Source organism: Mycolicibacterium gilvum, from assembly GCF_900454025.1.
Taxonomy (GTDB): Bacteria; Actinomycetota; Actinomycetes; order Mycobacteriales; family Mycobacteriaceae; genus Mycobacterium; species Mycobacterium gilvum.
The window spans coordinates 2,234,387-2,259,611 of record NZ_UGQM01000001.1; the positions used below are offsets into that span (position 1 = coordinate 2,234,387).

A 25,225-nucleotide genomic window follows, 5' to 3' on the forward strand; every position below is an offset into this window, starting at 1 on the left:
CCGTTCGATCCGGCCGTGATGGCCGATCCGCTGCCGTACTACCGTGTCCTGCGCGACGAGCACCCCGTCCATTACCTCGAGACATGGGACACCTACGCCCTGTCACGGTTCGACGACATCTGGAACGTGTTGGAGATCAACGACGGAACGTTCGTCGCGTCCGAGGGCACACTGCCCGCCGCCGCGGTGCTGGCGCGGCACAACGACGGCCCGGTGGCCGATCCGCCGCTGCACCCGATGCCGTTCCACGCCAACTTCGACAGCCCGATCTACGAAGACGTCCGACGGTGCACCGCAACGCCTTTCCGGCCGAAGAACGTCGCGAAGCTGCGGGACCGGATCCGGGTGCTGGCCAACGAACGGCTCGACGAACTGTTGCCGCTCGGCCGGTTCGACCTCACTCAGGACTACGGCGGGATCGTGGCCGCGTCGGTCGTCTGTGAACTGGTCGGGCTTCCTGCCGAGATGGCGGCCGATGTGCTGGCCACCGTGAACGCCGGTAGCCTCGCGCAGCCGGGTAGCGGCGTCGAGGTGGCCAACGCGCGCCCGGGCTATCTGGAGTACCTGACGCCGGTGGTCGAACGGACCCGCGCGGGCGAACCGGGCGACCTTCCGATCGTGGACAACCTGCTGGCCTACCGGCTTCCGGACGGCTCGGCACTGTCCGACATGGAAGCCGCCGTCCAGATGCTCGGAGTGTTCATCGGCGGCACGGAGACCGTCCCGAAGATCGTCGCCCACGGCCTGTGGGAGCTGTCGTCGCGACCGGACCAACTTGCCGACGTCGTCTCCGATCTCGACGCGAACGTGCCGGTGGCCCGGGAGGAGATGATTCGCTACTGCGCTCCGGCCCAGTGGTTCGCCCGCACGCTGCGCCGTCCGTTCACCCTGCACGGCACCACGATGCGTCCGGGACAGCGGATCATCTCGCTGCTCGCGTCGGCCAACCGTGACGAGCGCGAGTACCCGCAGCCCGACGAGTTCCTCTGGAACCGGCCGATTGCGCGCCTGCTCGCCTTCGGGCGCGGACAGCACTTCTGCCTGGGCGCGCACCTGGCTCGCCTGGAGATCACCATCATGGTGACCGAATGGCTCAAGCGGGTCCCGGAGTTCCGGGTCGACGCCGCCGCCGCGTCGCGGCCGCCGTCGAGCTTCCAGTGGGGCTGGAACAACCTGCCCGTCGACGTCCACGGGGTGGGTGGCTGACGTGTGGTCCTACCGGCTGGTCGCGCCGTACACCTTCGAGAGAACCGAACAGCCGCAACGCTCCCCGGAGTCACTGGCCGAGAACCAGGTGCTGCTGCGCTTTCTCGCCGGCGGAATCTGCGGTAGCGACCTGCCGGGATTCCGGGGCGCCAGGGGCAGGTTGGCGTTCGACACCGGACGACAGGCGGCCGAGAAGGACGGCTTCCCGATCCACGAGGTCGTCGGAGAGGTGCTCGCGAGCAGGCATCTCGCGCACACGCCGGGAGACCGCGTGGTGGGCTGGGCGTCAGGGTTCGACGGGCTGGCCGAGGAGGTGGTCGCCGACGGGGAGGGGCTCGCCTCCTACGATCCCTCGCTGGATCCGGCCCACGCCGTCGCACTGCAGCCGCTCGCCTGCGTCCTGTACGCCGTCGAGCAGATGCCCGATCTCGCCGGACGCCACGTCGCGATCCTCGGACAGGGTTCGATCGGGCTCCTCTTCTCCTATGTCGCCAAAGCCGCAGGGGCAGCCCATGTCACCGGCGTGGACCCGGTCGACCGCTCCGCTGTCGGGGCCGCGTTCGGCGTGGACACCGTCGTGCGCGCCACCAGCGACCGCTGGGTCAGCCACCTGGGCGCCGATGACAGACCCGACGTCGTGATCGAAGCCGTCGGTCATCAGGTGGCCACCCTCACCCACGCCGTGGAAGCCGCGGCGTTCGGCGGCTTCGTCTTCTATTTCGGTGTGCCCGACGATGATTGGTATCCGATCAGCATGCGCACGATGCTCAGGAACAACCTGACACTGAAAGCCGGGGTCACGCTGGAGCGTCGTCGGGTGTTGCGGTGTGCCGACGAGTTCGCCGCCGCGCACCCGGGGCTGCTCGACCGCTACCTGACCCACACGTTCGGTGTCGACGACGTGCAGCAGGCCTTCGAGCTGGCGGCGCGTCCCGTGCCGGGGCGCGTCAAGATCGCGATCGAGGCGCGATGACGAGTCGACTGCAGCAGGCGCTCTCATCCGGAGGGCCGGTGTGGGGAGGCTGGGTGGTGGGCCCGACCGTGATCGGGCCCGAGGAATACGCCGCCGCCGGGTACGACTACGTCGGAATCGACGTCCAGCACAGCTATCTCAGCGACGCCGACGTCGCGCTGATGCTCCGCCGTCTCGAGCACGTGCCGATCGCCACGGTGGTGCGACTGCCCGATGCGGCGCCCGCGCCGATCGGCAGGGTGCTCGACGCCGGCGCGGACGGCGTGATCATCGCGATGGTCGAGTCCGCAGCGGACGCCGCCGCCGCGGTCGCGGCCACCCGGTACGCCCCCGGCGGTGTCCGCAGCTTCGGTCCGTTGCGCGCAAGCCTCGGGCTGGACCCGTCGGCGCTGCAGGAGCGGGCGTCGGTGTTCGCGATGATCGAGACGACGCGCGGACTCGCCGCCGTGGACGAGATCTGCCGGGTCGACGGACTGACGGGGATCTACGTGGGGCCAGCGGATCTGGCGATCTCGATGGGACACGGACCGACCGACGCGTGGTCGCGCCGCGATGTGTTCGACGTCATCCTGACCGCCCAGCGCGCCGCAGCCGCCGCCGGTGTGGTCAGCGGCATCCACGCCAGTGCCGGTTCCGCCGGTAACATGCTGGCGCAGAACGGATTCCACATGATCACGCTCGCCTCGGAGTCGCAGGCGTTGCGCCGGGGCGCGGCCGCACATCTGTCCGACGCGCGAGGGGAGTCCGGCGATGGCCGCTGATCGTATCGCTCTGGTCACCGGCGCGGCCCGCGGACAGGGCGCGGCGATCGTGACCAGGCTGCTGCAGGACGGCTTCCGGGTGGCCGCGTGTGATCTGCTCGGCGACGACGTGACCCGCACCGTGGCCGCACACGACACCGACCACGCCGTCGCGATCGAACTCGACGTCACCTCGGCCGAGCAGTGGACCCGGGCAGTCGGTGAGGTCGTCGACAGGTTCGGCGGACTGAGCACGCTGGTCAACAACGCGGGAGTGCTGCACCGGGCGTCGCTGGCCGATGAGACGCCGGACGGTTTCGAGGGCAGCTGGCGGGTGAACTCACTCGGCCCGTTCCTCGGGATCCAGGCCGCACTGCCGCACCTGAAGGCGGCCGAGGGTGCAGCGATCGTCAACACGTGCAGCACCGGCGCGATCCGTCCGTTCCCCAACCACGCCGCCTACGGTTCGTCGAAGTGGGCGCTGCGCGGCCTGACCCAGGTCGCGGCGGTCGAGCTCGCGCCGTCGGGGATCAGGGTCAACGCGGTGTTCCCGGGCCCCGTCGAGACCCCGATGCTGGACGCGAACACCCAGACCAGGTTGGCCGCGAACGCATTGATGGGCCGTATCGGCAAGCCGATGGAGATCGCCGACGCCGTCGCGTTCCTGGTCTCCGAGCACGCCACGTTCATCACCGGCTCCGAGCTCATCGTCGACGGTGGGCAGTCACTGCAGATTGGATGACGACCCTATGGCCAAGTCACTGTCGGTGGGCATCATCGGCGCCGGACCCGGTGGGCTGGCGCTCGGAATCTTCCTGCGCAGAGCGGGATTCGACGACTTCACGATCTTCGACCGGGAGGACGGCGTCGGCGGGACGTGGCGGATCAACACCTACCCGGGGCTGGCGTGCGATGTGAAATCGCACCTGTACTCGTACTCGTTCGATCTCAACGCGCACTGGTCACGACTGTGGTCCGGGCAGAAGGAGATCCTGGAGTACTTCGAGCGGTGCGCGCAGCGGTACCGGCTGCAGGAGAAGCTGCGGTGCAACACCGAGATCGTCTCGGCCCGGTGGGTTCCGAGCGAGCGCCGGTGGCGGCTGAGGACCTCGACCGGCGCGGAGCACAGCTTCGACGTCGTGGTGTCGGCGGTGGGGATGTTCACCCAGCCGGTGATGCCGGACCTCGTCGAAGAGGAGCCGTTCACCGGGACGGTCATGCACACGGCGCGCTGGGACCACTCCGTCGACCTGCGCGGGGCCAGGGTCGCGGTGCTGGGGACGGGTTCGACTGCAGCGCAACTCGTTCCGGAGGTCGCCAAGCAGGCCGCGGCCGTGTACTCGGTGCAACGTTCCCCGACATGGGTGCTGCCCAAGCCGGACCGGCCCTACACGGACCGGGAGAAGTGGATGTTCGCCCATGTCCCGTTCGCGAAGAAGATCTACCGGACCAGGCTGTGGCTGCGCAGTGAGTCCAACATCTCGGTGATCGAGCACGGCAGCGACAAGACCCAGGAATTCAAGAGCATCGCGCTGCGCACGCTGGAGGCGACGGTCTCCGACGACGAGTTGCGTGCCCGGCTGACACCGGACCATCCGCTGGGCTGCAAGCGCCTGGTGTTCGCCACCGACTATCTGAAGACGCTCACCGAACCTCACGTCGATGTGGTGTCCAGCCCGGCGCGCGCGTTGCGGTCCAGGTCGCTGGTCACCGAGGACGGCACCGAGCTCGACGTCGACGTGGTGCTGTGCGCGACGGGGTACGCCGCCGCCGACTACCTCGGCCAGATCGACGTGCGCGGCGCCGACGACATCCCGCTGAGCCAGACCTGGCGCGACGGCGCATTCGCCTACCTCGGGATGTCGGTACCCGGCTATCCGAACTTCTTCATGCTGTACGGACCCAACACCAACGTCGGCTCCAACAGCGTGATCTTCGTCCTCGAAGCGCAGGCCCGCTACATCGTGCGCGCGCTGAAACACCTGCGCCGCAGAAACAGGTCGTACATCGAGGTGCGGTCCGACGTGATGAAGCGGTACCTGGACAAGATCGACTCGTGGATGCAGGGGACCGTGTGGCTCACCCGGTGCAGCAACTACTTTCGGGCTCCCAACGGGAGGGTCGTCACACAGTGGCCGCGCAGCGCCCGCGACTTCTGGGCGCTGACCCGCTGGTTCCGGGCCGGGGACTACGTCTTCGAAGCACCGAGCGCCCGGGAGACCATCAGCGTCGGCGCCCAGGCGGAGGCCGAAAGGTGACCCGCGACATCGCCGAACGTCTGGACCCGCAGTTGCGGCACCTCGCCGCGGCCCGAACCGATCTGTCCCCTCCGGTGCTGGGCGCGGTGCGGGACTCACTGAACCAACGGCGTGCGGAGACGGCCCGCACCGCGGATCTGATCGGCGTCGAGGTCGAACAGCGCGAGGTCCCGGTGCCGGCCGGACATACCGTCACAGTCCGGATCTACCGCGGTGGGCCGCCGCAGTCGCCCGCGGTGATCTACTGCCACTCGGGCGCTTTCGTGCTCGGCAACCTCGACACCGACCACCGGCAGTGCATCGAGATGGCCCGCCGGGGACGCTGCACCGTGCTGTCCGTGGACTACCGGCTGGCCCCCGAGCATCCGTATCCGGCGGCGCAGGACGACGTGTCGGCGATCCTGGACTGGGCCGTGCGCTGCTCGGCCGAACTGGGCATCGACGCTACCGCCGTCGCTGTCGCCGGAAGCAGTGCGGGCGCTGCGCTGGCCGCGGGTCTGGCCCGCCGTTCCGCGGCGGGGGACGGGCCGCCGGTCGTCTTCCAGATGCTGCACCAACCGGTGCTCGACGACCGGCCCTCACCGTCGAAGGACGAGTTCACCACCACACCGGGATTCGACGCCGAGGCGGTGGCGTGGATGTGGCGTCACTACGGCGGTGACGCATCACTGCCGGACGAGGCCGTGCCCGCCCGGATCGAGGAGATGTCCTCGCTGCCCGCGGCGTTGATCACCTGCTCGGAGCTCGACCCGCTGCGTGATGAAGCGCTCGACTACGCACTGCGTTTGCTGTGGGCCGGGGTCGCCGCGGAGCTGCACGTGTTCAGCGGAACGTGCCACGGATTCGACTCGCTGGTCCCGGAGTGGGAGATCAGCCGCCAGCTGTTCGACATCCAGGGCACCGCGCTGCGCCGGGCCTTTCTACGCTGAATCCTCCAGCGCCAGTTCGCGCGCCACGGCTTCGTGGTAGGCGTCGATGTTGGCGGGGTTCACGGTGCGGAAGAACCCGTCGGGCAGCGGAGCGTCCCGGTACGCCTCGACGGTCATCGTCCGGCTGAACAGCGTGATGCCCTCGCCGGGCTGAGTGAACTTGTACTGCACGGTGATCCGCCCCGGCATGCCGCCGTTGCCGTCGCTGTCGTGGCCGAGGTTGCCGACCGAGTTGAACATCCACAGCTTCGGCCGCATCGCGATGGCCAGATGCCAGGTGAAGATGCGCGAACCGTCCGGGCCGGTCTCGGTCCAGGTGTCACCGACCTCCAGCGGCAGCTTCTCCGGGATCCGGCCGACGTGTGCGCTGCCCGGGTATGTCCGGGTCCAGTTCACCGGGTTGGTCACGAAGTCGTAGATCTGCTCGGGGGACTGCGTGAACGCGGTCTCCGAGGTCGTCGTCACGATTCCCACGCTGCTCGCCTCTTTCGGGTACTTTACAAAGTGTTGCCATAATGTCACGCTGCGTGGCAGGCGCCAAGTGTGGGTGACGGAGCGGACGTGGGGGTGGCGGTGGACTTCTCGGAAGTGGAACTCTGCGACGCGGACAAGGCCTTTCGGGACGAGGTGCGGGAGTTCCTCGCCGCGGTCGTGACCGACGACGTCATCCGCCGTGATCTGGAGAGCGGCGACAACTTCGACGAGCAGGTCCACCTGGCGCTGGGTTCGGCAGGGTATCTGGAGCGGGACTGGCGCGCCGAAGCCGACGGCGGGTTCACCGCGGTGCAGAGGCGGATCTTCGAGCTCGAGATCGGACGGGCGCACACCCCGTGGTTCCACTGGCCGACGACCGCGATGGTCGCGAACGCGGTCGACCACTTCGGCTCCGATGAACTCAAGGACGAGGTGCTCCCGCAGGTGCTCGCGGGGCGGTATCGCCTGTGTCTGGGCTACACCGAGCCCGAGGGCGGGTCTGACATCGCAACGTGTAAGACGCGGGCGGTGCGGGAAGCGGATGGTTCAACGTGGATCATCAACGGCTCCAAGATGTTCACATCGAATGCCCACCACGCCCAGTACGTGTATCTGATCACCAACACCGATCCGCAGGCGCCCAAACATCAGAGCCTGACGATGTTCCTGGTACCCCTTGATTCGCCGGGAGTCGAGATCCAACCGATTCGCACCGTCGACGGTGATCGCACGAACATCACCTTCTACAGCGACGTCCGCGTCGACGACCGTTATCGCATCGGACCGGTCAACGGCGGGTGGGGAGTGCTCAGGGAGGCGCTCAACGCCGAACACGGAACCGTCGAGCGTGATGCGAGCGGTCTGCAGAAGATCGCCGTGATGACCGAGCACGCGCTGCTTCTCGCCGAGGAGGTGGACCGGGTCGCGTCCGTCGTGGGCGACCGGTTGGGCGACGGGGAGGTGGCCTATCGGCTGGGCCGCAGCGTCGCGCGGCTGGAAGCGGCGCTGAGCACGCCGGAGATGTTCGGCCGGGTGGCGATAGCGCAGACGCTGCGGGACATCACACCCGACTTGATGGACATCCTCGGCCCCGCTTCGGTATTGCCGTCCGGCCGCAGCGCTGAGTACCTGTTCCGGCTCGCGTTGCCGATGGGTATCTACGGCGGGACGCTCGACGTGTTCCGCAACATGATCGCCCAGCATGCGCTCGGGCTGGGAAAGCCGAACTACTCACCACCGCGCTAAAAAGGCGGGTCGTTGCCGCGGGGGCTGTCGGTGCGGTGTTCGACGTTGTGGGTGCGTTCGGCGGTGATGTAGGCGGCGCGGTTCTGGGCGCGGGTCTTCGCGCGGCGGGGCATCATGGCGCCGCGCCGTTCACGGATCGGGACCTGGGGTGGGTCGCCGGTCCAGAGGGTGGCGGTGGGGCGGCAGAGGGTGGGGAAGAGCAGGCGGCTGCCGGGGTGGGTGATGTAGGTGTGGCCGGTCGGGCTCGTCCAGGTGATGGTGCCGTCGGGGTGTTGTCGGTCGTGCCAGCCGCCGGGTCCGGTCCAGAACGTTTTCAGCAAGTGATGAAAACGGCACAGGCATTTCAGGTTTGACGCGTGGGTGGGTCCGACGGGGTGGGCGACGGTGTGGTCGATGTCGGCCTCGGTGGCCGGTGTGTCGCAGCCGGGGAAGCGGCAGGTCAGATCGCGGCAGCGGATGAAGTCGGCCAGCGCGGTGGAGGGGGTGTAGCGGGGTTCGGGTCCGGCCTGGCCGGGGTGGATGATCTCGCGGATCTTGGCACCGTCGAGCAGGGCGTCGTCGAGCAGGGCGTCGAACAGTGGGGCGGGCATGAACCCGGACCCGAACAGGTATCCCGAACGGCCGGGCAGGAGTGTGGGCTTGGAGCGGCGGGGCTTCGGTGCCGTCGGCGGTGAGGACGTGGGTGGCGGGGTGGGCTGTTGTGCGGAGGTGCAATCAGCGTCAGCCGCGGCGACGCCGTCGGTTTCGGGGGCGTCCTCGTTGTCCGATTCGGCGGTCGCGTCGCCTCGCGGTTCTTCACTCACGGCGTCTGCGGTGGTCTGGTCGGTGAGGGCGTAGACGGTGAGCTCGCGTGGGGGTCGGGGGTTGGTGGCGGCGTCGCAGTCGTCGTTGGCGCAGCGGCAGGCCAGGGTGGTGATGCCGTGGAAGAGGGCGGTGAGGGCGTCGTTGCGGCGCTCATCGAGGGTGCGGGGGTCGTTGTCGCAGACGCTGTAGGCCATCGCGGTCAGGGTGCGTTGGCCGGCGGCGGCGTCGCCGGCGAACATGCGCGCCCAGACGGTGGTGTATCCGGGCGCATCGCCGGGGTTGCCGATCTCGATCGTGCGGCCCACGTCGTGTTGACGGCTTTGGCGCACGGCGTCGGGGTCGTGGCGTTCGACGATGTGGTCGATGGCGGCTTCGGTTTTTTTGGCCGACTGTGGCCCCCAGTGCAGGATGTCGGCGGCCAGGTCGGCGTCGACGACGGCGATGAGTTCGGGGTCGGTGATCAGGTCGGTGCGGGTGATGATGGCGCGGACCAGCAGTTCACTGAGTAGCCCTTGCAGGAACAAGGCCCCTACTTTGGGGAGGCGGTCGCGCAGCACGACGGCCCGGTAGGTCTGGTGGGTGGCCAGGCCCTGGGTGATGGTGACCGCGGCGGCGATTTCGGCGGCCACGGCGGCGTCGGGGTCGACCCACCAGTTCAGCCGGTCTTCGGGGGCCAGATCGACGCGGCGGGTGAACAGTTCGGCCATCACGGCCAGCTTGCGGGCACAGACCGCGTTCTCCGCGCGCGCGGCGGCGCCCGCGGCGTCGACGAGTTCGGCATCCGAGAGCCCGGCCAGGGCACCAGGCTCGGGAACCAAACTATCGAACATGTGTGCGAGTTTACCGTTCCGCACCGACAGGTCGGGGCACAATTTTCACGGCCTGGGGATCAATTCGGATGTGTGGATACTCGGCGTCAGAGTCGCGGAATGATCTCGGAGGCAAGCAGTTCCAGTGTCTGATCCGAGCAGCGGTCGTGGGTGAACAGCACGATCTGCCCGAAACCGATTTCCACAAGTCGGCCGAGCTTGGCTGCGATCTCGGCCGGCGTCCCGATCAGCCCAGTATCGTGAAGTCCGAAACCCGGTCCGCGGAAGCGCTTTTCGGCCAACATCCGCACCGATTCGAGCGATTCCTGGTCGGGGGCGACCGCCATCACCGCCTCGATCGAGAGCACGATGCTGTCCGGGTCCCGACCGATGTCCTCACAGATCGACCGCAGCACCGCGATCTTCGGCTCGATCTGGTCCAGGGCATAGGTGGGCACGTTCCACACGTCGGCGTAGCGAGCCACCAGCGGCAGCGTGTACTTCTCGCCGACTCCACCCACCACGATCGGCGGGCCGGACTTCTGCACCGGACCCGGTTTGATCGGAAAGTCCGTCACCGTGAAGTGCCGGCCGGCGAAGTCGACGCGCTCGTCGGTGAACGCCTGCCGCAGGATCTGCAGCGTCTCGCCCAGCTGTGCGGAACGCTCGGCGAACGTCCCCCACGGCAGGCCGGCGCGCCGGTGCTCGTCCTCGATCGACCCGCTACCGATGCCCAGCGAGAGTCGTCCCCCGGAGATTTGATCCAGGGTGGTCACCATTTTCGCCAGTGTGACGGGATGCCGAAACTGGTTGCACAGCACCATGTGTCCGATGCGCAGCCGCTCGGTACGGCTCAGCAGAGCGGTCGCCAGCGTCCAGGCCTCCATCGACGGGTAGTCCGGCATCCCAGGCCCGTACAGGTGGTCGTAGAGCCACAGGGAGTCGATCCCGAGGTCTTCGCAGCGCCGCGCCCGGTGCAGGACCTCATCGAACGAGAAGCCCATCTGGGGCAGGTAGACGCCGATCTCCGGCCTGCGCATGTTCACTCCCGCCGCTGTACATTCCGTCGCTCGCATGGTAACGACATTCTCGTAGCTGGAGAAGCCGGTTCTGACAAGAAGGACGCTCGATGCAGTTCGCGATCACCCATCCGATGCACAGTCACCCGTACAACCCCGAGCTGGTGACCGGTGCGGGCATCGCACGGGTGGCCGTCGCGGCGGAGAAGGCCGGGTTCGGCGGGTTCGGGTTCACCGACCACCCGGCGCCGACGCAGCGATGGTTGGAGGCCGGCGGACACGACGCGCTCGACCCGTTCGTCGCGATGGGATTCGCGGCCGCGCACACCACGACGCTGCGACTGATCCCCAACATCGTGGTGCTGCCGTACCGCAACCCGTTCGTGGTCGCCAAGGCCGGCGCGACGCTGGACTTGATCTCGGACGGGCGGTTCACCCTCGCCGTGGGAGTGGGTTACCTGAAGCGTGAGTTCGCGGCGCTCGGAGTCGAATTCGACGAGAGGGCCGCCGTCTTCGAAGAGGCGCTGGACGTGATCACGCAGATCTGGACCACCGACGACCTCAGCTACGACGGCAGGAATTTCAGCGCCAAGGGCATCACCGCGCACCCGAAGCCGCTCACCACCCCGCATCCGCCCATCTGGGTCGGCGGCAACACCTCGGCGGCACGCGCGCGGGTGGCCAAGTACGCACAGGGGTGGTGCCCGTTCCGGGCTCCCGCGATGCTGGCGCAGACCGCGCGCACCGCGGCGCTGGAGACGACCGAGCACCTCGCGAAGGGGATCGACGATCTGCGGCGCCGGCTCGAGGACGCCGGTCGCGACCCCGCCGACGTCGACATCACCTTCACCAACGACGCCGGCGGGGCACCGGGCACCGACGACTTCAATGCCGACGAATTCCTGGCCGGGGCCGAGGAACTCGAGCGAGCCGGGGTGACCTGGCTTCAGGTGAACGTGCCCGGCGACAGCCTGGCCCATGCGGTGGAGGCGATCGAGGGTTTCGGCGAGACGGTCATCGCCCAGCGGTGAGCGCGGGCCCGACCCAGCGGTGCAGGTAGCTACGCAGTGCCGCCGAATCCCGCGGCGGCTCCGGGGGAGCGATCACCATCGACTGGATCATCCGTAGCAGGAACTCGATCAGTTCGTCGATGTCGGCGTCGCTGACATAGCCGAGCCCCTCCCAGTCGATCCGGCTGTGCCGCAGGATGACTCGGCACCGGTCGATGACCGGGGCGCTGAGCATCCGGCGGCTGAACTGGTTGGTGCGGTCGTTCTCCAGCAACAGCGTCAGCAGCGGCTCCTCGGGCAGCCGTTCGACGATGAACGCCACCACCTCGACCAGCTGTCCGGCCACGTCGTCGATATCGGCGGTGATCGTCTCGATCCTGCGGACGAACCCACCCAGCGCGACTTCGGCTGCCGCGGTGAACAAATCCTCGGTGGTCGCGAAGTAGCGGTACACCGTCCTGCGCGTGATGCCGAGTGTGTCGGCGACATCGGAGAGGCTGGTCTGCGACGGACCGTGACGCTCGATGCACGTCAGTGCGGCCTCGACGATCCGCGTGCGTGCCTCCTCGTCGTCCCGCGGGGGCGCGCCGGCCCACCCCTTACGGCCCATGGTGATTGACTCCTTCGCGGTCGGCAGGTCATCATTACAGAAGATACACCAGATGTCTCAGTGTGTAATGATAGCCGGAGGTCGATGCCATGACGGAGCTGCACGTGCGTCGCCCTCGCTTCGACTTCACCGCCGACGTCCCGTGGCAGTGGAATCCGGCCAGTCCCGCCTTCTCGTACTTCATGAACGCGACGTCGATCATCGCCGTCTGTTTCGAGCAGATGATCGTCGCCGCGGTCACGGAGGCCAGGCCATTGATCTCCGACCCGTCGGTCGCCGAGGAGGCCACGGCGTTCCTGCGGCAGGAGGCCCAGCACTCGGCCAGTCACCGCAAGCACGTCAACGCGCTGATCGCGCACTATCCGGGTCTGCAGCACACTGTCGACGCGACGATGGCGGAATTCGACGCCCTGACCGCATCCACCCCGCCGGCCTACCGACTCGCCTACATCGCCGACCTCGAGGCGACCTTCACGCCGAGCTTCAAGCTGATGCTCGACAACGAGGCGTCGCTGTTCCGGCCCGGTGACGAACGGGTCGCGTCGCTGTTCCTGTGGCATTTCGTCGAGGAGGTCGAACACCGCAGTTCGGCATTGGTGATCTACGACGCCGTGATCGGCGACCCCTGGTACCGCCTGCGCAAGGTGCCCGCGGTGGTCAGGCATCTCCTCGGCGTCATCGCGGTGATCGCCGAGGGCGTCAACACCCACATCCCGGAGTCCGACCGGGCGGTCGACGCCCGGACCATGCATCCGTGGCATGGAACGCGAACCGCCCTGCGGCAGAAGATCTCCCGCGACCGGCACACGGCCCCGCCCGCATTCGCCAGCGTGCCCCGCACGCAGAAGCTGATCGCGGGATGGCGGGTGCTGCTGAGCCAGCTGCCGTTCCACGACCCCGCCGACGAGCCGCTGCCCGGATTCGCCGACGAATGGTTCGCACGTTGGGAGCGCGGCGAGGACGTCACACGCTGGTACTCGTCACAACGAGCGGGTTGAGGCGTCGTCACCGATGCCGAGCCTGACCAGGGTCTTGCCGGTGTTGACGCCGGTGAACAGGCCATTGAGCGCGTCGACGCAGGATTCGATGCCGTCGAAGATGTGCTCACGATGAGTGAGCAATCCCTGCTCCTCCCACCGACGCAACGCGGCGAACGCCTCGTCGAACCGTCCCCATTCGTCGAGGGCGTTGAATCCCTGCATGGTGGCCGTCTTGGCGAGCAGGTTCACGTAGTTCGCCGGGCCGGGGTGCTCGCCGGTGAGGTAGCTCGAGATCACGCCGCACAACACCACGCGCGCCTTGTGGGCGAGCCGGCCCAGCACGGCGTCGAGGATGGGGCCGCCGACGTTGTCGAAGTAGACGTTCACCCCCTGGGGGCAGTGCCGTTTCAGCTCGGCGCGGAGGTCGTCGTTGCGGTAGTCGATACATGCGTCGAACCCGAAGTCCTCGACGACCGCCCGGCACTTGTGCGGGCCGCCGGCGATGCCGACCACCCGGGCGCCGGCGATCTTGGCGATCTGGCCGGCCACCGAACCGGTCGCGCCCGCGGCCGCCGATACCACGATCGTCTCGCCCGGTTGGGGACGGCCGATACCGACCATGCCGAAATAGGCGGTGGCGCCCGTCGGTCCGTAGATCGACATCACGGCGAGTTGATCGACCTGGTCCGCGGGGCCGGGGACCGGGGTGGTGAACAGGTCGTCGCGCACCAGGGTGTACTCCTGGAAACCCGTCAGCGTGGTGACGATGTCACCGACGGCGTAAGCCTCGCAACGGCTTTCGATGACCTCGCCGATCCCGGCCGCGCGGATCACCTCGCCGAGGCCGACGGGCGGAAGGTAGCCGGGCTGGTCGTCGAGCCAGGTTCTGGCCGCGGCGTCGATGCCGACATAGGTGGTGCGGACCAGGGCCTCGCCGTCGGCTGGTTCGGGCGCGGGAACCGACACCAGCTCGGTGTCCTCGGGATCGACCAGCCCGGTGGGACGGCGTCGTAACAGAATCTGGCGGTTCGTCAGCGTCGACACTCGCCAGAACCTACCGAAGGGTGCCGGTCCCGGTGCCCGATCTCGTGATACCGCCTCGGATCACAACCGCCACAACGCTTCCTGGGTGGTGGTGGCGACCAGCGAGCCGCTGCCGTCGTACAACGAGCCGTGCACCAGCCCCCGGGAATCGCCGACGTTGAGTGGGTGCACCTCGTAGCGATGCCATTCGTGCGGGTCGAAGGGGCGGTGAAACCACACCGAGTGGTCGAGGCTGGCTGCCTGACCCGTCCCGGGTCGCAGCGGGGTGTGCTGCGGATGGGCCGCGGGTACCGGCCCGAAATCGGACAGGAACGTCAGGGCGCACGCCCGGATCAGCGGATCGTCCTCGACCTGTTCGCGGCTGCGGATCCAGAACGGCGGGATCACGAAGATGGACGGGTCGCCGGGTCCGGTGCGGATCTCGAAGAGATCGGTGAACTCGACGTCGGGTTCCATGCTCTCCGTCTCATCGAGGGTGACCGACGGCGGATGCGGCGGGAACTCGTCGGCGCCGGGCTCGGGCGTGTGGAACGACGCGATCATCTCCAGGATCACCGCGCCCTGTTGCACCGCGGTGACCCTGCGGGTGTCGAAGGATCTGCCGTCGCGGGTGCGTTCCACCTGCAGTTCGACATCCGCGTCGTACCGACCACCGCGGACGAAGTACAGGTGCAGTGACTGTGGATGCTTGCCCGGGTCGACGGTCGCCCCCGCAGCGCCCAGCGCCTGCGCGGCGATGAGCCCGCCGAACAATCGCAGTCCCGGAGCCACCTCGGGCGGCGTGGTGACGAAGGTGTCGCCACGGCGCTCGAACTGCAGGAACTGCGAAATCCAACTCAACTTGACACCTGTCATCAGGAGTCGACCCTATCGGGCGTCCCGCTATCCGCGCTCCGGGGTTGCCGGCAGCTCAGCGGTCACGGCCACCCGGGTCTCGTCGAAGCTGACCATGCCGGCGATGGGCAGGCTCTCGGGTGGGGGGTCGGCGTAGCTCCACGCGACGTCGTCGACCACCGTGCCGTCGATGTCCAGGCTCCAGTACGTCGCGTAGCCCTTGTAGTTGCAGTAGCTCGTCGTCGATGAGCGCCGCAGCAGGTCGGTGCGCACCGCCGAGGGGCGCACGTACAGCCGCGGCGGCAACGCCGTCTCGAACAGGATCGTCGTGTCGGTGGTGTCGACCAGCGTCACCTCGCCCGCGTCCACCCGCAGCCGTCGGGCGGTGGGGCGGCAGTCCACCCGGTGATACGGGTTGGGGGGATAGTGCACCAGCTCTCTGCCTTCCTCGAACCAGCTGTCCACCGCCGACCACGGCACGACCGCGTAGCCGGGTGCCTCCGGAACGGGGGTGCTCGGCAGGTCTCCGATGTCGCCGGCGCTGAACGCGTAGCTCAACGGTGCGCCGCGCCGATGCACCATCAGCGCGTGTTCGGTGTCGATCACCGTGCGGCCGCCGAGGACGGCCTGCACACGGCGGGGGTGCGGTTCGACGTACACCAGATCGTCGGCGACCGGAGGAAACAGCTGACCGGCCCGGTCACGGCTGAGGGGTCCGCGGCCGGCCACCAGGCTCATCGAAGTGTCCCGGTGGCAACAGTTTTCGTCGGGCTCATCGGTCCTCGGCTCTCGTCGGTGTGCAGTGGCGACCATGCTGGCAAACTCACCGCCGATTGTCACCGGGCAGTGTTGTGCCGATGCCGGGGCGCGTCAGATCTGCTAACAAAGGAGTATCAATTCGGCGGACAGCCATCCCAGGTTGGCGAATACGGGTGAAACGGGTACGACACTTGCGCGGATCGAGGACAAGGGGTGGCAGCGGTGAAACGACTCAATGGCGTGGACGCCATGATGCTCTACAGCGAGACGCCCGAGATCCATATGCACACCCTCAAGATCGGGGTGCTCGACGTGTCCGGCATCGGCGGCTACGACTTCGAGTTCTTCCGGCGGGCCGCGCTGCCGCGACTGCATGCGCTGGCTCCGCTGAGGTATCAGCTCGTCGACATCCCGTGGAAGCTCCATCACCCGATGTGGATCCAGAACGCCGAGATCGACGTCGACTACCACCTGCGCCGGGCGAAGGTCGCCGCGCCGGGAGGGCGGCGTGAACTCGATCAACTGATCGGCGAGATCGCGGGCACCCCGCTGGACCGCACGCGTCCGCTGTGGGAGATGTACATCGCAGACGGTCTGGCGGACAACAAGATTGCGGTCATCCACAAGGTTCACCACGTACTCGCCGACGGTGTCGCCTCGGCGAACCAGCTCGCCATGGCCATCCAGCCCCGCGAACCCGCCGTCGGTGGTCAGCTCGAGGCGGTGCCGGCCGACTCGATGGGCCGCGCGAATCTTCTCGCCGGCGCGGGCCGCGACCACTGGCGACAGGTCCGGCGGCTGCCGAAGTTGGTGGGCGAGACGGCCTCGGGAGTGTCGCGGGTGCGCAGGAAGGCCAGGGAACGCGGCGCCAATCCCGACCTCGCGAAGAACTTCGCTCCGCCGCCGACGTTCTTCAACCATGTCGTGACGCCGGGGCGCCGGTTCGCGACGGCGCCGCTGTCGCTCGCCGACGTCAAGGAGACGGCACGTCACCTCGGTGTCACGCTCAACGACATCGTGCTCGCGACCGCCGCGGGCGCGCTGCGACAACTGCAGCTCACCTACGACGGGCACGCCAACTCCCCGTTGATCGCCGGGGTTCCCGTCAGCTTCAACTCCTCTCCGGACCGCCTGATGGGAAACGAGTTCACCTATATGACGCCGTCGCTGCCGGTCCACATCGAGGACCCGTTGGAGCGGGTGAAACTGACCGCGACGGCGACGGCGATCGCGAAGGAGAATCACAACCTGCTCGGCCCCACCCTGCTCCCGTCGTGGCTGACCTACCTGCCGCCGGGCACGACCCCGCAGGTCTTCCGGTCGCAGGCGCGGCGCGTGGAATCGGCGATGGTGATGAACCTGACCATCTCGAATGTGCCCGGTCCGCGGGAGCGCGGTTGCATGGAGGGCGCGGTGATCGACGAGATCTACTCGGTGGGTCCGATCGTCGCGGGCAGTGGAATGAACATCACGGTGTGGAGCTACGTCGACCAGCTGTCGATCTCCGTGCTGACCGATGACCGCACACTCAAGGATCCGCACGAGGCCACCGACGCCCTGCTCGCCTCGTTCGTCGAAATCCGTCGTGCGGCTGGGCTGCCAAAGGAGTTGACACCCGTCGAGAAGGCCATGCCGCCGGCGCCCGCCCTCTGAGTACCGGAACCTGTTAAGCCCTAAACGGTTTCGTGTCAGCACCGCCCCCGGCGGGATGGTCTGAGATCTGATCGACACTTTACAGATCGTTTCCGAAGTGTCACGCTGTCTGAGGCACGACGCGATGGGCCGAAGGGTGGCGCGATGACGATGTTCGAAGTGGACGGCCTCGGGTCCTCCGAAAGGGCGGGATCGGGAGTGCGGGTCTCGGCCGAGGTGGTCCATTCCTACGACCTGACGGTGATCGCCGCCGACGTCGACGGGGTCGTCGCGTCCGCGGGCGGCTGGCTGTGCGACCGCGTCCGGGCCGGGTGGCAGGTCACGGTGCTGGTAGCAGCCGGCGCCGACACAGGTGCGCTCACCGTCCTGGGCGTGCGGGACGAAGCGCTGGACTCGGCTGCCGCCGCGCTGCGCCGACCCACGGCCGCAGTCGCCGTCGACACCCGCGTGCTGACTCACGACGAGAACGCGCGCACCGAGGTGCTGCGCCTGCTCGACTCCGGTCGCACCGAGGTCACAGTGTGGGGGACACCCTCGCCGGTGACCTCCGAGCTGCTCTCCGACGCGCGCTTCGACACCGTGTGCCACCGGGCCAGTGCGGCCGCCCGCGCATTCAAGGCCGGCGCGCTGCGGACATGCGGACACGACGCGACCGGCCCGAGCGTCGAGACCTTCATCAGCGCGGGGCTCTGGTATCCGCCCGACGGTGGCGATCTGGTACCGGTCTCGGGAACCTGATGGCGTCGTCGCGGCGGTTCATTCCGGCCGGCAAGCCCGCGGACGGCGAAGGCCTGCACCGCTACCGCGTCGTTGCGGTCACGTCCGACATCGCCGCGCTCGTCGAATGCGCGGGAGGATTCCTCTGCGACCGGGCCCGCGCCGGGTGGAATGTCCGGGTGCTCGTCGACGGACCCGGCGAGACGCGTCCGCTCACGATTCTCGGGGTGTCGGCGGACGCGGTGAGCGGTCAGACCGACGCGGGTGCGGCGATGAGCGGGTTCGGCCCGGGGACAACCGTGATCGTCGGCGCCGACCTGCTCACTCGAGACTCCCGCCTGCGCGCGAGCGCGGCGCGTCTGGCCACCGCGGGCGCCGCCGTCCACGTGTGGGGGCCGCCGTCGTACCCGGGGTGCCGGCCCGCGCCGATCCAGCACGAATTGAGCACGGCGGCACAGGCGTTCAAGAACTCGGCGCTGCGGGCGGCGCGGATCGACCGCGCTGCTGAACCCGTGGAGACGCTGTACCGGTTGGCCGACGGATCGCCGCGCCGGCTGCGCTCGGTCTGAACGTCAGCGGGTGTCGCGGTTGCGGGTGGTGTACACGCTGCGTGCCACCAGACCGAACGTCAGCAGCGCGAACCCGATCATGAACAGGTCCTCGACATGACCCTGATGGTTGCCGATCGTCAACAGCAGGAAGAAGATCCCGACGATGGTGCCGCCGATCTGGTATCCCCGCACGCTGCCCGACGACCAGCCCCACTGCGCGGACGGCACTTCTTCGACGTCGACGCCGGTGTGTCGTTCCACCTCGGTGCTTGCCACGGCTGGCTCCTCATGCTCTTCGATGGTCGGTGCGCAACGTCGCCATTCTGACACAGACCTACTACACGTCACCGTAGAGCCTGACTTTGCGCACAGTAGGCTGACCGGTCATGACGGCTGATGCGCCCCACGGTCTCTTCGACGGCAAGGTCGTGCTGGTCACCGGCGCCGCCCGGGGCCAGGGCCGCGCCCATGCGGTGCGCTTCGCCGAGGAGGGCGCCGACGTCATCGCCGTCGACGTGTGCGCGCAACTCGACTCCGTCGCCTACCCGATGTCGACTCCCGAGGACCTCGACGAGACCGCGCGGCTGGTGGAGAAGACCGGCCGGCGGGTCGTCGCCGAGCAGTGCGACGTCCGCGACCGCGACCGGCTCGCAGACGTGGTGGCGGCCGGGGTCGAAGAGTTCGGTCGGCTCGACTTCGTCCTCGCCAACGCCGGAATCCTGCCCATCGCCGGGGACCAGGGCCGTTCGATCACCGCGTTCACCGACGCGGTCGCGGTGATGCTGAACGGCGTGTACTTCACCGTCGACGCCGCGCTGCCCGCCCTGTTGCGCAACCCCGACGGCGGCGCGATCGTCATCACCAGCTCGGCGGCCGGATTCACCTCCGTGAGCACCGGGTTCGACACGATGAACCACGGCGCCGCGGGCTACACCGCCGCCAAGCACGGCGTGATCGGCGTGATGCGCCACTTCGCACGCTCGCTGGCCGAGAAGAACATCCGGGTCAACTCGGTGCACCCGGGCGGCGTCGCGACGCCGATGGTGCTCAACGAGGCACTGGCGCAATGGTCGGGCGAGCATCCGTCGTTCAGCCAGGCCCAGCAGGCCCTGCTGGCCATGCCGATGATGGAGCCCGAGCACATCAGCGACACGATGGTCTACCTGTGCGGGCCCGCGGGCCGGTATGTCACCGGTGTGGCGCTGCCGGTGGACGCGGGCCAGACACTGAAATAGGCGTTCGGCTCAGCCCCGCAGCGAGTTGTAGCGCCGCAGCGCCTCGGCGCGCTCCTGCGCGTGGTCGACGATCGGCTCGGGATAGTCGGCGGGCCGGTCACGGTCCAGGTTGTGGACGTCGACAGAACTGGCAACGTCGCGGAGCTCTTCGACCCAGCGCTTCACATACACCCCGGCCGGATCGAACTTCTTGCCCTGGGTGGTCGGGTTGAATACGCGGAAGTACGGTGCGGCGTCGGTGCCGCACCCCGCGGCCCACTGCCAACCGTGCTGATTGTTCGCCATGTCGCCGTCGGTGAGCTGATCGAGGAACCAGCGCGCACCCCACTGCCACGGCAGGTGGAGATCCTTGACCAGGAACGACGCGACGATCATGCGGACCCGGTTGTGCACGAACCCGGTCTCGGCCAGCTGACGCATCCCGGCATCGACGATGGGGAAGCCCGTCCTCCCCGCTTTCCACGCCTCGAACGCTCGCTGTGCGTCGGGCCCGTCGTCGACCTCGATCGCGTCGAAGGTGGAGTTCCAGTTCCACCACGTGCTGCGCGGCCACTCCGCCACCACCGCCGCATAGAAGTCGCGGAACGCCAGCTCACGCAGATACGCCTGGGCGCCCTTGCCCCGGCCGAGATCCGCCGCGAGGGTGCGCGGGTGGATGGTGCCGAACTTCAGATGCGCCGACATCCGGCTGGTCGCGGCGAGGTCCGGACGGTTGCGGTCCTCGGCGTAGCCGGCCAACCCGTCGTCGACGAATTGTTTCCACTGCCGGCGGGCGGCCGTCTCCCCGGCGGGCAGGTCGAGTTCGACCCCGGCGTCGGGGATGTCGGTGATTCCGGGTTTGCCCGCAACGTCGGCGGGGTCGAGCCAGTGCGCGGACCGGGGTCCCGATTCCGCCGGCGGGCGCCACCCGTGCTGACGCCACGCGTCGAAGAACGGTGTGAAGACCTTGTAGGGCGAGCCGTCACCCTTGGTGACGCGGCCCGGTGACACCAGATACGGCGAGCCCGTCGCCACCAGCTCCACGTCGCCCAGCGCGTCTCGGACCTGCTCGTCGCGGCGCATGCCGAACGGTGTGAAGTCCTCCGAGACGTGCACCGACGACGCGCCGACGGCCGCGGCCAGCACCGGAATCCGGGAGACCGGATCGCCGCGGGTGATCAGCAGCCGACCGTCGAGCGATTCGCGCAGATCGCGCAGGGCGTCGTAGAGGTACTGCAGCCGGCGCGAACCTCCCGTCGCCTTCAGCCGCGGGTCTAGGACGTAGCAGGCGAGCACGTCGCCGTCGACCTCCGCGGCGGCCACCAGAGCGCGCAGGTCGGCCAGCCGCAGATCGCGGCGGAACCACAACACGGCAGGCATTCCTTGATGCTGCCCGCGATCCCCGGACGAGAAACAGAAGCCGGTCGTTGTGACGAAAGGGTCAGATCTGCGTCAGATCTGGGTGGCGCCGACACGACGATCCCCGCACCCCCGGGGGAGGGGTGCGGGGACCGGTGAGGGGTGCGTCTACATCGCAGGCGGCATCAGCACGGTGTCGATCAGGTACACCGTCGCGTTCGCGGTCTGCACTCCGCCGCAGGCCACCGAGGCGTCGTTGACCATGAGGTGATCCGGTGCGCCGGTGACGTTCACCGTCGCTCCCTGAACGGTGACGTGCTCACCGACGACCTGATCGGGCGCAGCCTGACCCGGAACCACGTGGTAGGTCAGGATGTTCGTCAGCAGGTTGCTGTCCGTCTTGAGCGTCTCGACGGTCGCCGGGTCCAGCTTGGCGAACGCCTCATCGGTCGGGGCGAACACGGTGAACTCCGCGCCGTTGAGGGTGTCGACGAGGTTGACGTTCGGATTCAGTTGGCCGGACACGGCTTTCGTGAGCGTCGTCAGCAGCGGGTTGTTCGATGCCGCGGTCGCCACCGGGTCCATCGCCATACCCTGCACGGAACCCGGACCTTCGGGAACCTGCTGCACGTAGGCGGCACATCCCGGGCCGGCCGGTGCGGCCGACGCCGTCGTCGCGGTGGCGAACGACAGCCCGAGTGCGGCCGTGACGGCCAGCCCCGCCCCGGCGAATGATTTCATCATGATGGTCATCTCGTGAATTCCTTTGCAGAGCAGATCAGTTGGCGGGGGGCATGAGGACGGTGTCGATCATGTAGACGGTCGCGTTGGCGGTCTTCACCCCACCGCACACCAGCCCGGCGTCGTTGACCATCAGGTCGTTGCCCGCGCCGGTCACCGTCAGCGGCGCACCCTGGACAGTGGTGTGCTCGCCGGCGACCGCGTCGGGCGCCGCCTGGCCGGGGACCACGTGGTAGGTCAGGATGCTGGTCAGCAGCTCGTTGTCGGTCTTGAGGGTCTCCAGCGTGGCCGGATCGATCTTGGCGAACGCGTCGTCGGTCGGGGCGAACACAGTGAACTCGGCGCCGTCGAGGGTGTCGACGAGGTTGACGTTCGGATTGAGCTGACCGGACAGGGCCTGGGTCAGCGTGGTCAGCATCGGGTTGTTCGACGCCGCGACGGTCACCGGATCAGCAGCCATACCCGCCACCGATCCCGGCCCCTCGGGGACCTGCTCGGCGTAGGCGGCACATCCTGAGCCGATGAGGTTGGCGGCCGGGTCGGCCATCGGCGCCGACGACGATGTCGTCATCTCACTGGTCGCCGACTCCATCGCCGACGTCGCCGAGCTCGTCGCCGAGGACGCGTTGTTTCCGGCTTCCTCGCTCGAACAGGCGGCACCGAAGATGGCCACCGCGGCGATCCCCGCAACTGCGGCTGTCTTTCGTCGAGTTGTCATCATTTCCTCATCCCTTTTCATTCCCATCGAGCGCCGGGCACCGTTGCCCGCACACCGGTGATTCCCAGCTGCGGTCGGTTTGGATGGGTGATGAGCGCCGGTGTCATATTCACGTAACATCTGCCGGCCCGGCACAATGGACAGGTGAATGAGCGGCTTCGCGTACTGATCCTCGGCAGCACCGGCTCGATCGGAACCCAGGCGCTCGAGGTGATCGCCGCCAATCCCGACCGGTTCGAGGTGGTCGGGCTGGCTGCCGGCGGCGGCAACCGCGACCTGCTGGCCAGGCAACGCGCCGAGACCGGAGTCACCAACATCGCCGTCGCCGACGAGGCCGCGGCCGCCGCGCTGGGTGAGGTCACCTACTCCGGACCCGACGCGGTGACCCGGCTGGTCGAAGCCACCGAGGCTGATGTCGTGCTCAACGGACTCGTCGGAGCGCTCGGCCTCAAGCCCACGCTCGCCGCGCTGGCCACCGGGGCCCGCCTGGCGCTGGCCAACAAGGAGTCGCTGGTCGCCGGCGGGCCCCTGGTGCAGAAAGCCGCCGCACCCGGGCAGATCGTCCCGGTGGACTCCGAGCATTCCGCGCTCGCGCAGTGCCTGCGCGGCGGTAGCGCCGACGAGGTCGCCACACTCGTCCTGACCGCATCCGGGGGTCCGTTCCACGGGTGGTCGGTGGACCGGCTCGAGGACGTCACGCCCGAGCAGGCCGGCGCCCACCCGACGTGGTCGATGGGGCCAATGAACACGCTGAACTCGGCATCGCTGGTCAACAAGGGTCTGGAGCTGATCGAGACCCACCTGCTGTTCGGCATCGACTACGACCGCATCGACGTCGTCGTGCATCCGCAGTCGATCGTGCACTCGATGGTGACCTTCACCGACGGATCCACCCTGGCCCAAGCCAGCCCGCCCGACATGAAGTTGCCGATCGCGCTGGCGCTGGGCTGGCCCGCACGTGTCGCCGGCGCCGCCGCGGCCTGCGACTTCAGCACCGCTTCGCGCTGGGACTTCGAGCCGCTCGACGACGAGGTCTTCCCGGCGGTGGCCCTGGCCCGCGAGGCCGGCAAGACCGGGGGATGCATGACCGCGATCTACAACGCGGCAAACGAGGAAGCGGCCGAGGCGTTCCTCGCGGGCAGGATCAGGTTCCCCGCGATCGTGCGCACCGTCGCCGAAGTGCTGCGCGCTGCCGACCAGTGGGCCGCCGAACCAGCTACCGTGGACGACGTACTCGACGCACAGAACTGGGCCCGTGACCGGGCGCGGAGCGCCGTCGAGCGGGAATCCGCAGGTAGCAGAAGTTAGGACTGGCCGCCACGATGATGTACGTGCTTGGCGTGACGCTGTTTGCGCTCGCCATTCTGGTGTCGGTCGCGCTGCACGAATGCGGCCACATGTGGGTGGCGCGCGCCACAGGCATGAAGGTGCGCCGTTACTTCGTCGGCTTCGGGCCCACGCTGTGGTCCACCCGCCGCCCGAACAAGCTGGGGGAGACCGAGTACGGCATCAAGGCCGTGCCCCTCGGCGGCTTCTGTGACATCGCGGGCATGACGGCGGTCGAGGAACTCGACCCCGCCGACCGGCCGTACGCGATGTACAGGCAGAAGACGTGGAAGCGGGTGGCGGTGCTTTTCGCCGGGCCCGCGATGAACTTCATCATCGGCCTGGTCCTGATCTACGGCATCGCGATCGTGTGGGGGCTGCCCAACATCACCGCCCCGACCACCGCCGTCGTCGGTGAGACGTCCTGCATCAAATCCGAAGTGACACAAGGGGAGTTGGGTGACTGTGTCGCCAACAGCCCGGCGGCCGCTGCCGGCATCGAGGCCGGCGACGTCATCGTCAGGGTGGGCGACACCGAGGTCCCGACGTTCGACGCTCTCGTCGAGGCGGTGCGACAGGAGAGCGGTCCCACCGTCCTGACCGTGCAGCGCGACGAGAACGGCCAGGTCCGGGAGTTCACCACCACCGTCGATGTCACCCCGAGCCAGCGCTACGTCGCCGGCGAGGACGGCGGACCCGCGGTGCCGGTCGATGTCGGCAGCATCGGCGTCACGGCCGCGCAGTTCGGGCCGACCCAGTACAACGCGTTCACCGCGGTGCCGGGGACCTTCGTGTTCACCAAGGACCTCGCCGTCGAACTGGGCAAGGCCGTCGTCAAGATCCCGACCAAGATCGGGGCGCTGGTCGACTCGATCAGCGGCGGAGAGCGCGATCCCGAGACGCCGATCAGCGTCGTCGGCGCATCCCGGATCGGCGGCGAGACCGTCGAGGCCGGCATCTGGGTGGCGTTCTGGTTCTTCCTCGCGCAGCTCAACTTCGTGCTCGGCGGCATCAACCTGGTGCCGCTGCTGCCGCTCGACGGCGGACACATCTCCATCGCGCTGTACGAGAAGGTCCGCAACAAGATCCGGGAGGCGCGCGGCAAAGTGGCCGCCGCACCCGTCAACTACCTCAAGCTGATGCCCCTGACCTATGTCGTGATCATCGTGATGGTCGGCTTCACCTTGCTCACCGTGACAGCAGACGTGGTCAACCCGATCACGCTGTTTCAATAAAGACGTGGTTCCAACGA

General features: G+C 68.2%; 26 protein-coding genes. 15 read left to right on the plus strand and 11 right to left on the minus strand.

Annotated elements, in window-relative coordinates:
• The first annotated feature begins 18 nt into the window (after positions 1-18).
• The 6 genes from DYE23_RS10525 to DYE23_RS10550 are packed head-to-tail and all read left to right on the plus strand — an operon-like array spanning position 19 to position 6,106.
• Entirely contained in the window at positions 19-1,206 is a 1,188-nt protein-coding gene (locus DYE23_RS10525) for a cytochrome P450 (protein ID WP_235660569.1), read from the plus strand.
• A 1-nt stretch (position 1,207) separates the two neighbouring features.
• The gene (locus DYE23_RS10530) at positions 1,208-2,179 is read left to right on the plus strand and encodes a zinc-binding dehydrogenase (protein ID WP_011894955.1); all 972 of its coding nucleotides are present in this window, start codon (positions 1,208-1,210) and stop codon (positions 2,177-2,179) included.
• Complete coding sequence (locus tag DYE23_RS10535) at positions 2,176-2,940, plus strand: HpcH/HpaI aldolase family protein (protein WP_115327180.1); 765 nt, start codon at positions 2,176-2,178, stop codon at positions 2,938-2,940. Before DYE23_RS10530 ends, DYE23_RS10535 begins: the two co-directional genes overlap by 4 nt.
• Positions 2,930-3,661 (plus strand): SDR family NAD(P)-dependent oxidoreductase, encoded by a 732-nt coding sequence (locus tag DYE23_RS10540; protein WP_011894953.1) that lies wholly within the window; start codon positions 2,930-2,932, stop codon positions 3,659-3,661. Before DYE23_RS10535 ends, DYE23_RS10540 begins: the two co-directional genes overlap by 11 nt.
• Before the next feature lie 7 nt (positions 3,662-3,668).
• Entirely contained in the window at positions 3,669-5,177 is a 1,509-nt protein-coding gene (locus DYE23_RS10545; protein ID WP_115327181.1) for a flavin-containing monooxygenase, read from the plus strand.
• Positions 5,174-6,106: an alpha/beta hydrolase gene (locus DYE23_RS10550; RefSeq protein ID WP_011894951.1), complete on the plus strand. Its 933-nt coding sequence runs from the start codon at positions 5,174-5,176 to the stop codon at positions 6,104-6,106. The genes DYE23_RS10545 and DYE23_RS10550 overlap by 4 nt, the downstream gene beginning before the upstream one ends.
• Here the strand turns inward: DYE23_RS10550 and DYE23_RS10555 are convergent.
• A complete protein-coding gene (locus DYE23_RS10555) occupies positions 6,098-6,580 on the minus strand; it encodes a polyketide cyclase (protein WP_011894950.1) in 483 nt (160 codons plus the stop codon). The genes DYE23_RS10550 and DYE23_RS10555 overlap by 9 nt on opposite strands.
• Positions 6,581-6,679: 99 nt before the next feature.
• Here DYE23_RS10555 and DYE23_RS10560 point away from each other — a divergent pair, with 99 nt between their 5' ends.
• A complete protein-coding gene (locus DYE23_RS10560) occupies positions 6,680-7,825 on the plus strand; it encodes an acyl-CoA dehydrogenase family protein (protein ID WP_041800822.1) in 1,146 nt (381 codons plus the stop codon).
• Here DYE23_RS10560 and DYE23_RS10565 read toward each other — a convergent pair.
• Complete coding sequence (locus tag DYE23_RS10565; RefSeq protein WP_115328929.1) at positions 7,822-9,459, minus strand: HNH endonuclease signature motif containing protein; 1,638 nt, start codon at positions 9,457-9,459, stop codon at positions 7,822-7,824. The two genes, DYE23_RS10560 and DYE23_RS10565, sit on opposite strands and share 4 nt — an antisense overlap.
• A gap of 86 nt (positions 9,460-9,545) precedes the next feature.
• Entirely contained in the window at positions 9,546-10,478 is a 933-nt protein-coding gene (locus DYE23_RS10570; RefSeq protein WP_011894947.1) for an LLM class flavin-dependent oxidoreductase, read from the minus strand.
• 89 nt (positions 10,479-10,567) lie between these two features.
• On the opposite strand from DYE23_RS10570, the gene DYE23_RS10575 reads away from it, so the two are divergent.
• Positions 10,568-11,488: an LLM class F420-dependent oxidoreductase gene (locus DYE23_RS10575; protein WP_011894946.1), complete on the plus strand. Its 921-nt coding sequence runs from the start codon at positions 10,568-10,570 to the stop codon at positions 11,486-11,488.
• Here DYE23_RS10575 and DYE23_RS10580 read toward each other — a convergent pair.
• Complete coding sequence (locus DYE23_RS10580) at positions 11,472-12,077, minus strand: TetR/AcrR family transcriptional regulator (protein ID WP_011894945.1); 606 nt, start codon at positions 12,075-12,077, stop codon at positions 11,472-11,474. The genes DYE23_RS10575 and DYE23_RS10580 overlap by 17 nt on opposite strands.
• A gap of 89 nt (positions 12,078-12,166) precedes the next feature.
• Here DYE23_RS10580 and DYE23_RS10585 point away from each other — a divergent pair, with 89 nt between their 5' ends.
• The gene (locus tag DYE23_RS10585; RefSeq protein WP_115327182.1) at positions 12,167-13,075 is read left to right on the plus strand and encodes a metal-dependent hydrolase; all 909 of its coding nucleotides are present in this window, start codon (positions 12,167-12,169) and stop codon (positions 13,073-13,075) included.
• Here the strand turns inward: DYE23_RS10585 and DYE23_RS10590 are convergent.
• From DYE23_RS10590 to DYE23_RS10600, 3 genes are read right to left on the minus strand one after another with little or no spacing between them, the layout of a single operon-like run.
• Complete coding sequence (locus DYE23_RS10590; protein ID WP_115327183.1) at positions 13,058-14,101, minus strand: NADP-dependent oxidoreductase; 1,044 nt, start codon at positions 14,099-14,101, stop codon at positions 13,058-13,060. The two genes, DYE23_RS10585 and DYE23_RS10590, sit on opposite strands and share 18 nt — an antisense overlap.
• 60 nt (positions 14,102-14,161) lie before the next feature.
• On the minus strand, positions 14,162-14,956 hold the full coding sequence (locus DYE23_RS10595) for an acyl-CoA thioesterase (protein WP_115327184.1): 795 nt from the start codon (positions 14,954-14,956) through the stop codon (positions 14,162-14,164).
• 27 nt (positions 14,957-14,983) lie between these two features.
• Positions 14,984-15,673: a DUF427 domain-containing protein gene (locus DYE23_RS10600; RefSeq protein WP_115327185.1), complete on the minus strand. Its 690-nt coding sequence runs from the start codon at positions 15,671-15,673 to the stop codon at positions 14,984-14,986.
• Positions 15,674-15,916: 243 nt separating this feature from the next.
• Between DYE23_RS10600 and DYE23_RS10605 the strand changes: the two genes are divergently transcribed.
• From DYE23_RS10605 to DYE23_RS10615, 3 genes are all read left to right on the plus strand, one after another.
• Positions 15,917-17,347 (plus strand): WS/DGAT/MGAT family O-acyltransferase, encoded by a 1,431-nt coding sequence (locus DYE23_RS10605; protein WP_115328930.1) that lies wholly within the window; start codon positions 15,917-15,919, stop codon positions 17,345-17,347.
• 144 nt (positions 17,348-17,491) lie between these two features.
• Positions 17,492-18,085, plus strand: a complete 594-nt coding sequence (locus DYE23_RS10610) for a hypothetical protein (RefSeq protein WP_115327186.1) — start codon at positions 17,492-17,494, stop codon at positions 18,083-18,085.
• Positions 18,085-18,633, plus strand: a complete 549-nt coding sequence (locus DYE23_RS10615) for a hypothetical protein (protein WP_115327187.1) — start codon at positions 18,085-18,087, stop codon at positions 18,631-18,633. Before DYE23_RS10610 ends, DYE23_RS10615 begins: the two co-directional genes overlap by 1 nt.
• Positions 18,634-18,636: 3 nt before the next feature.
• Here DYE23_RS10615 and DYE23_RS10620 read toward each other — a convergent pair whose 3' ends face one another.
• Positions 18,637-18,891: a DUF2631 domain-containing protein gene (locus DYE23_RS10620; RefSeq protein WP_011894937.1), complete on the minus strand. Its 255-nt coding sequence runs from the start codon at positions 18,889-18,891 to the stop codon at positions 18,637-18,639.
• Between the two features lie 110 nt (positions 18,892-19,001).
• Between DYE23_RS10620 and DYE23_RS10625 the strand changes: the two genes are divergently transcribed.
• Positions 19,002-19,850: a mycofactocin-coupled SDR family oxidoreductase gene (locus DYE23_RS10625; protein ID WP_013472087.1), complete on the plus strand. Its 849-nt coding sequence runs from the start codon at positions 19,002-19,004 to the stop codon at positions 19,848-19,850.
• 9 nt (positions 19,851-19,859) lie between these two features.
• Here the strand turns inward: DYE23_RS10625 and DYE23_RS10630 are convergent, their stop codons facing one another.
• From DYE23_RS10630 to DYE23_RS10640, 3 genes are all read right to left on the minus strand, one after another.
• Positions 19,860-21,209 carry a cryptochrome/photolyase family protein gene (locus DYE23_RS10630; RefSeq protein ID WP_115327188.1) on the minus strand — a complete coding sequence of 450 codons (1,350 nt, stop codon included), beginning with the start codon at positions 21,207-21,209 and terminating at the stop codon, positions 19,860-19,862.
• Between the two features lie 147 nt (positions 21,210-21,356).
• Positions 21,357-21,941 (minus strand): fasciclin domain-containing protein, encoded by a 585-nt coding sequence (locus DYE23_RS10635; protein ID WP_011894934.1) that lies wholly within the window; start codon positions 21,939-21,941, stop codon positions 21,357-21,359.
• Positions 21,942-21,966: 25 nt separating this feature from the next.
• Positions 21,967-22,650, minus strand: coding sequence for a fasciclin domain-containing protein (locus tag DYE23_RS10640; RefSeq protein WP_011894933.1), 684 nt, complete (start codon positions 22,648-22,650; stop codon positions 21,967-21,969).
• A gap of 141 nt (positions 22,651-22,791) precedes the next feature.
• On the opposite strand from DYE23_RS10640, the gene dxr reads away from it, so the two are divergent.
• Positions 22,792-23,955, plus strand: coding sequence for a 1-deoxy-D-xylulose-5-phosphate reductoisomerase (gene dxr, locus DYE23_RS10645; protein WP_115327189.1), 1,164 nt, complete (start codon positions 22,792-22,794; stop codon positions 23,953-23,955).
• A 14-nt stretch (positions 23,956-23,969) separates the two neighbouring features.
• On the plus strand, positions 23,970-25,208 hold the full coding sequence (locus DYE23_RS10650) for a M50 family metallopeptidase (protein WP_011894931.1): 1,239 nt from the start codon (positions 23,970-23,972) through the stop codon (positions 25,206-25,208).
• The last annotated feature ends 17 nt before the right edge of the window (positions 25,209-25,225 follow it).

Coding starts and splice junctions, on each gene's coding strand:
- DYE23_RS10525 (WP_235660569.1), top strand. CDS start 19: ATGGCCGATCCGCTGCCGTACTACCGTGTCCTGCGCGACGAGCACCCC.
- DYE23_RS10535 (WP_115327180.1), top strand. CDS start 2,176: ATGACGAGTCGACTGCAGCAGGCGCTCTCATCCGGAGGGCCGGTGTGG.
- DYE23_RS10540 (WP_011894953.1), top strand. CDS start 2,930: ATGGCCGCTGATCGTATCGCTCTGGTCACCGGCGCGGCCCGCGGACAG.
- DYE23_RS10545 (WP_115327181.1), top strand. CDS start 3,669: ATGGCCAAGTCACTGTCGGTGGGCATCATCGGCGCCGGACCCGGTGGG.
- DYE23_RS10565 (WP_115328929.1), bottom strand. CDS start 9,459: ATGTTCGATAGTTTGGTTCCCGAGCCTGGTGCCCTGGCCGGGCTCTCG.
- DYE23_RS10570 (WP_011894947.1), bottom strand. CDS start 10,478: ATGCGCAGGCCGGAGATCGGCGTCTACCTGCCCCAGATGGGCTTCTCG.
- DYE23_RS10575 (WP_011894946.1), top strand. CDS start 10,568: ATGCAGTTCGCGATCACCCATCCGATGCACAGTCACCCGTACAACCCC.
- DYE23_RS10580 (WP_011894945.1), bottom strand. CDS start 12,077: ATGGGCCGTAAGGGGTGGGCCGGCGCGCCCCCGCGGGACGACGAGGAG.
- DYE23_RS10585 (WP_115327182.1), top strand. CDS start 12,167: ATGACGGAGCTGCACGTGCGTCGCCCTCGCTTCGACTTCACCGCCGAC.
- DYE23_RS10595 (WP_115327184.1), bottom strand. CDS start 14,956: ATGACAGGTGTCAAGTTGAGTTGGATTTCGCAGTTCCTGCAGTTCGAG.
- DYE23_RS10600 (WP_115327185.1), bottom strand. CDS start 15,673: ATGAGCCTGGTGGCCGGCCGCGGACCCCTCAGCCGTGACCGGGCCGGT.
- DYE23_RS10610 (WP_115327186.1), top strand. CDS start 17,492: ATGACGATGTTCGAAGTGGACGGCCTCGGGTCCTCCGAAAGGGCGGGA.
- DYE23_RS10615 (WP_115327187.1), top strand. CDS start 18,085: ATGGCGTCGTCGCGGCGGTTCATTCCGGCCGGCAAGCCCGCGGACGGC.
- DYE23_RS10625 (WP_013472087.1), top strand. CDS start 19,002: ATGACGGCTGATGCGCCCCACGGTCTCTTCGACGGCAAGGTCGTGCTG.
- DYE23_RS10630 (WP_115327188.1), bottom strand. CDS start 21,209: ATGCCTGCCGTGTTGTGGTTCCGCCGCGATCTGCGGCTGGCCGACCTG.
- DYE23_RS10635 (WP_011894934.1), bottom strand. CDS start 21,941: ATGACCATCATGATGAAATCATTCGCCGGGGCGGGGCTGGCCGTCACG.
- DYE23_RS10640 (WP_011894933.1), bottom strand. CDS start 22,650: ATGATGACAACTCGACGAAAGACAGCCGCAGTTGCGGGGATCGCCGCG.
- DYE23_RS10650 (WP_011894931.1), top strand. CDS start 23,970: ATGATGTACGTGCTTGGCGTGACGCTGTTTGCGCTCGCCATTCTGGTG.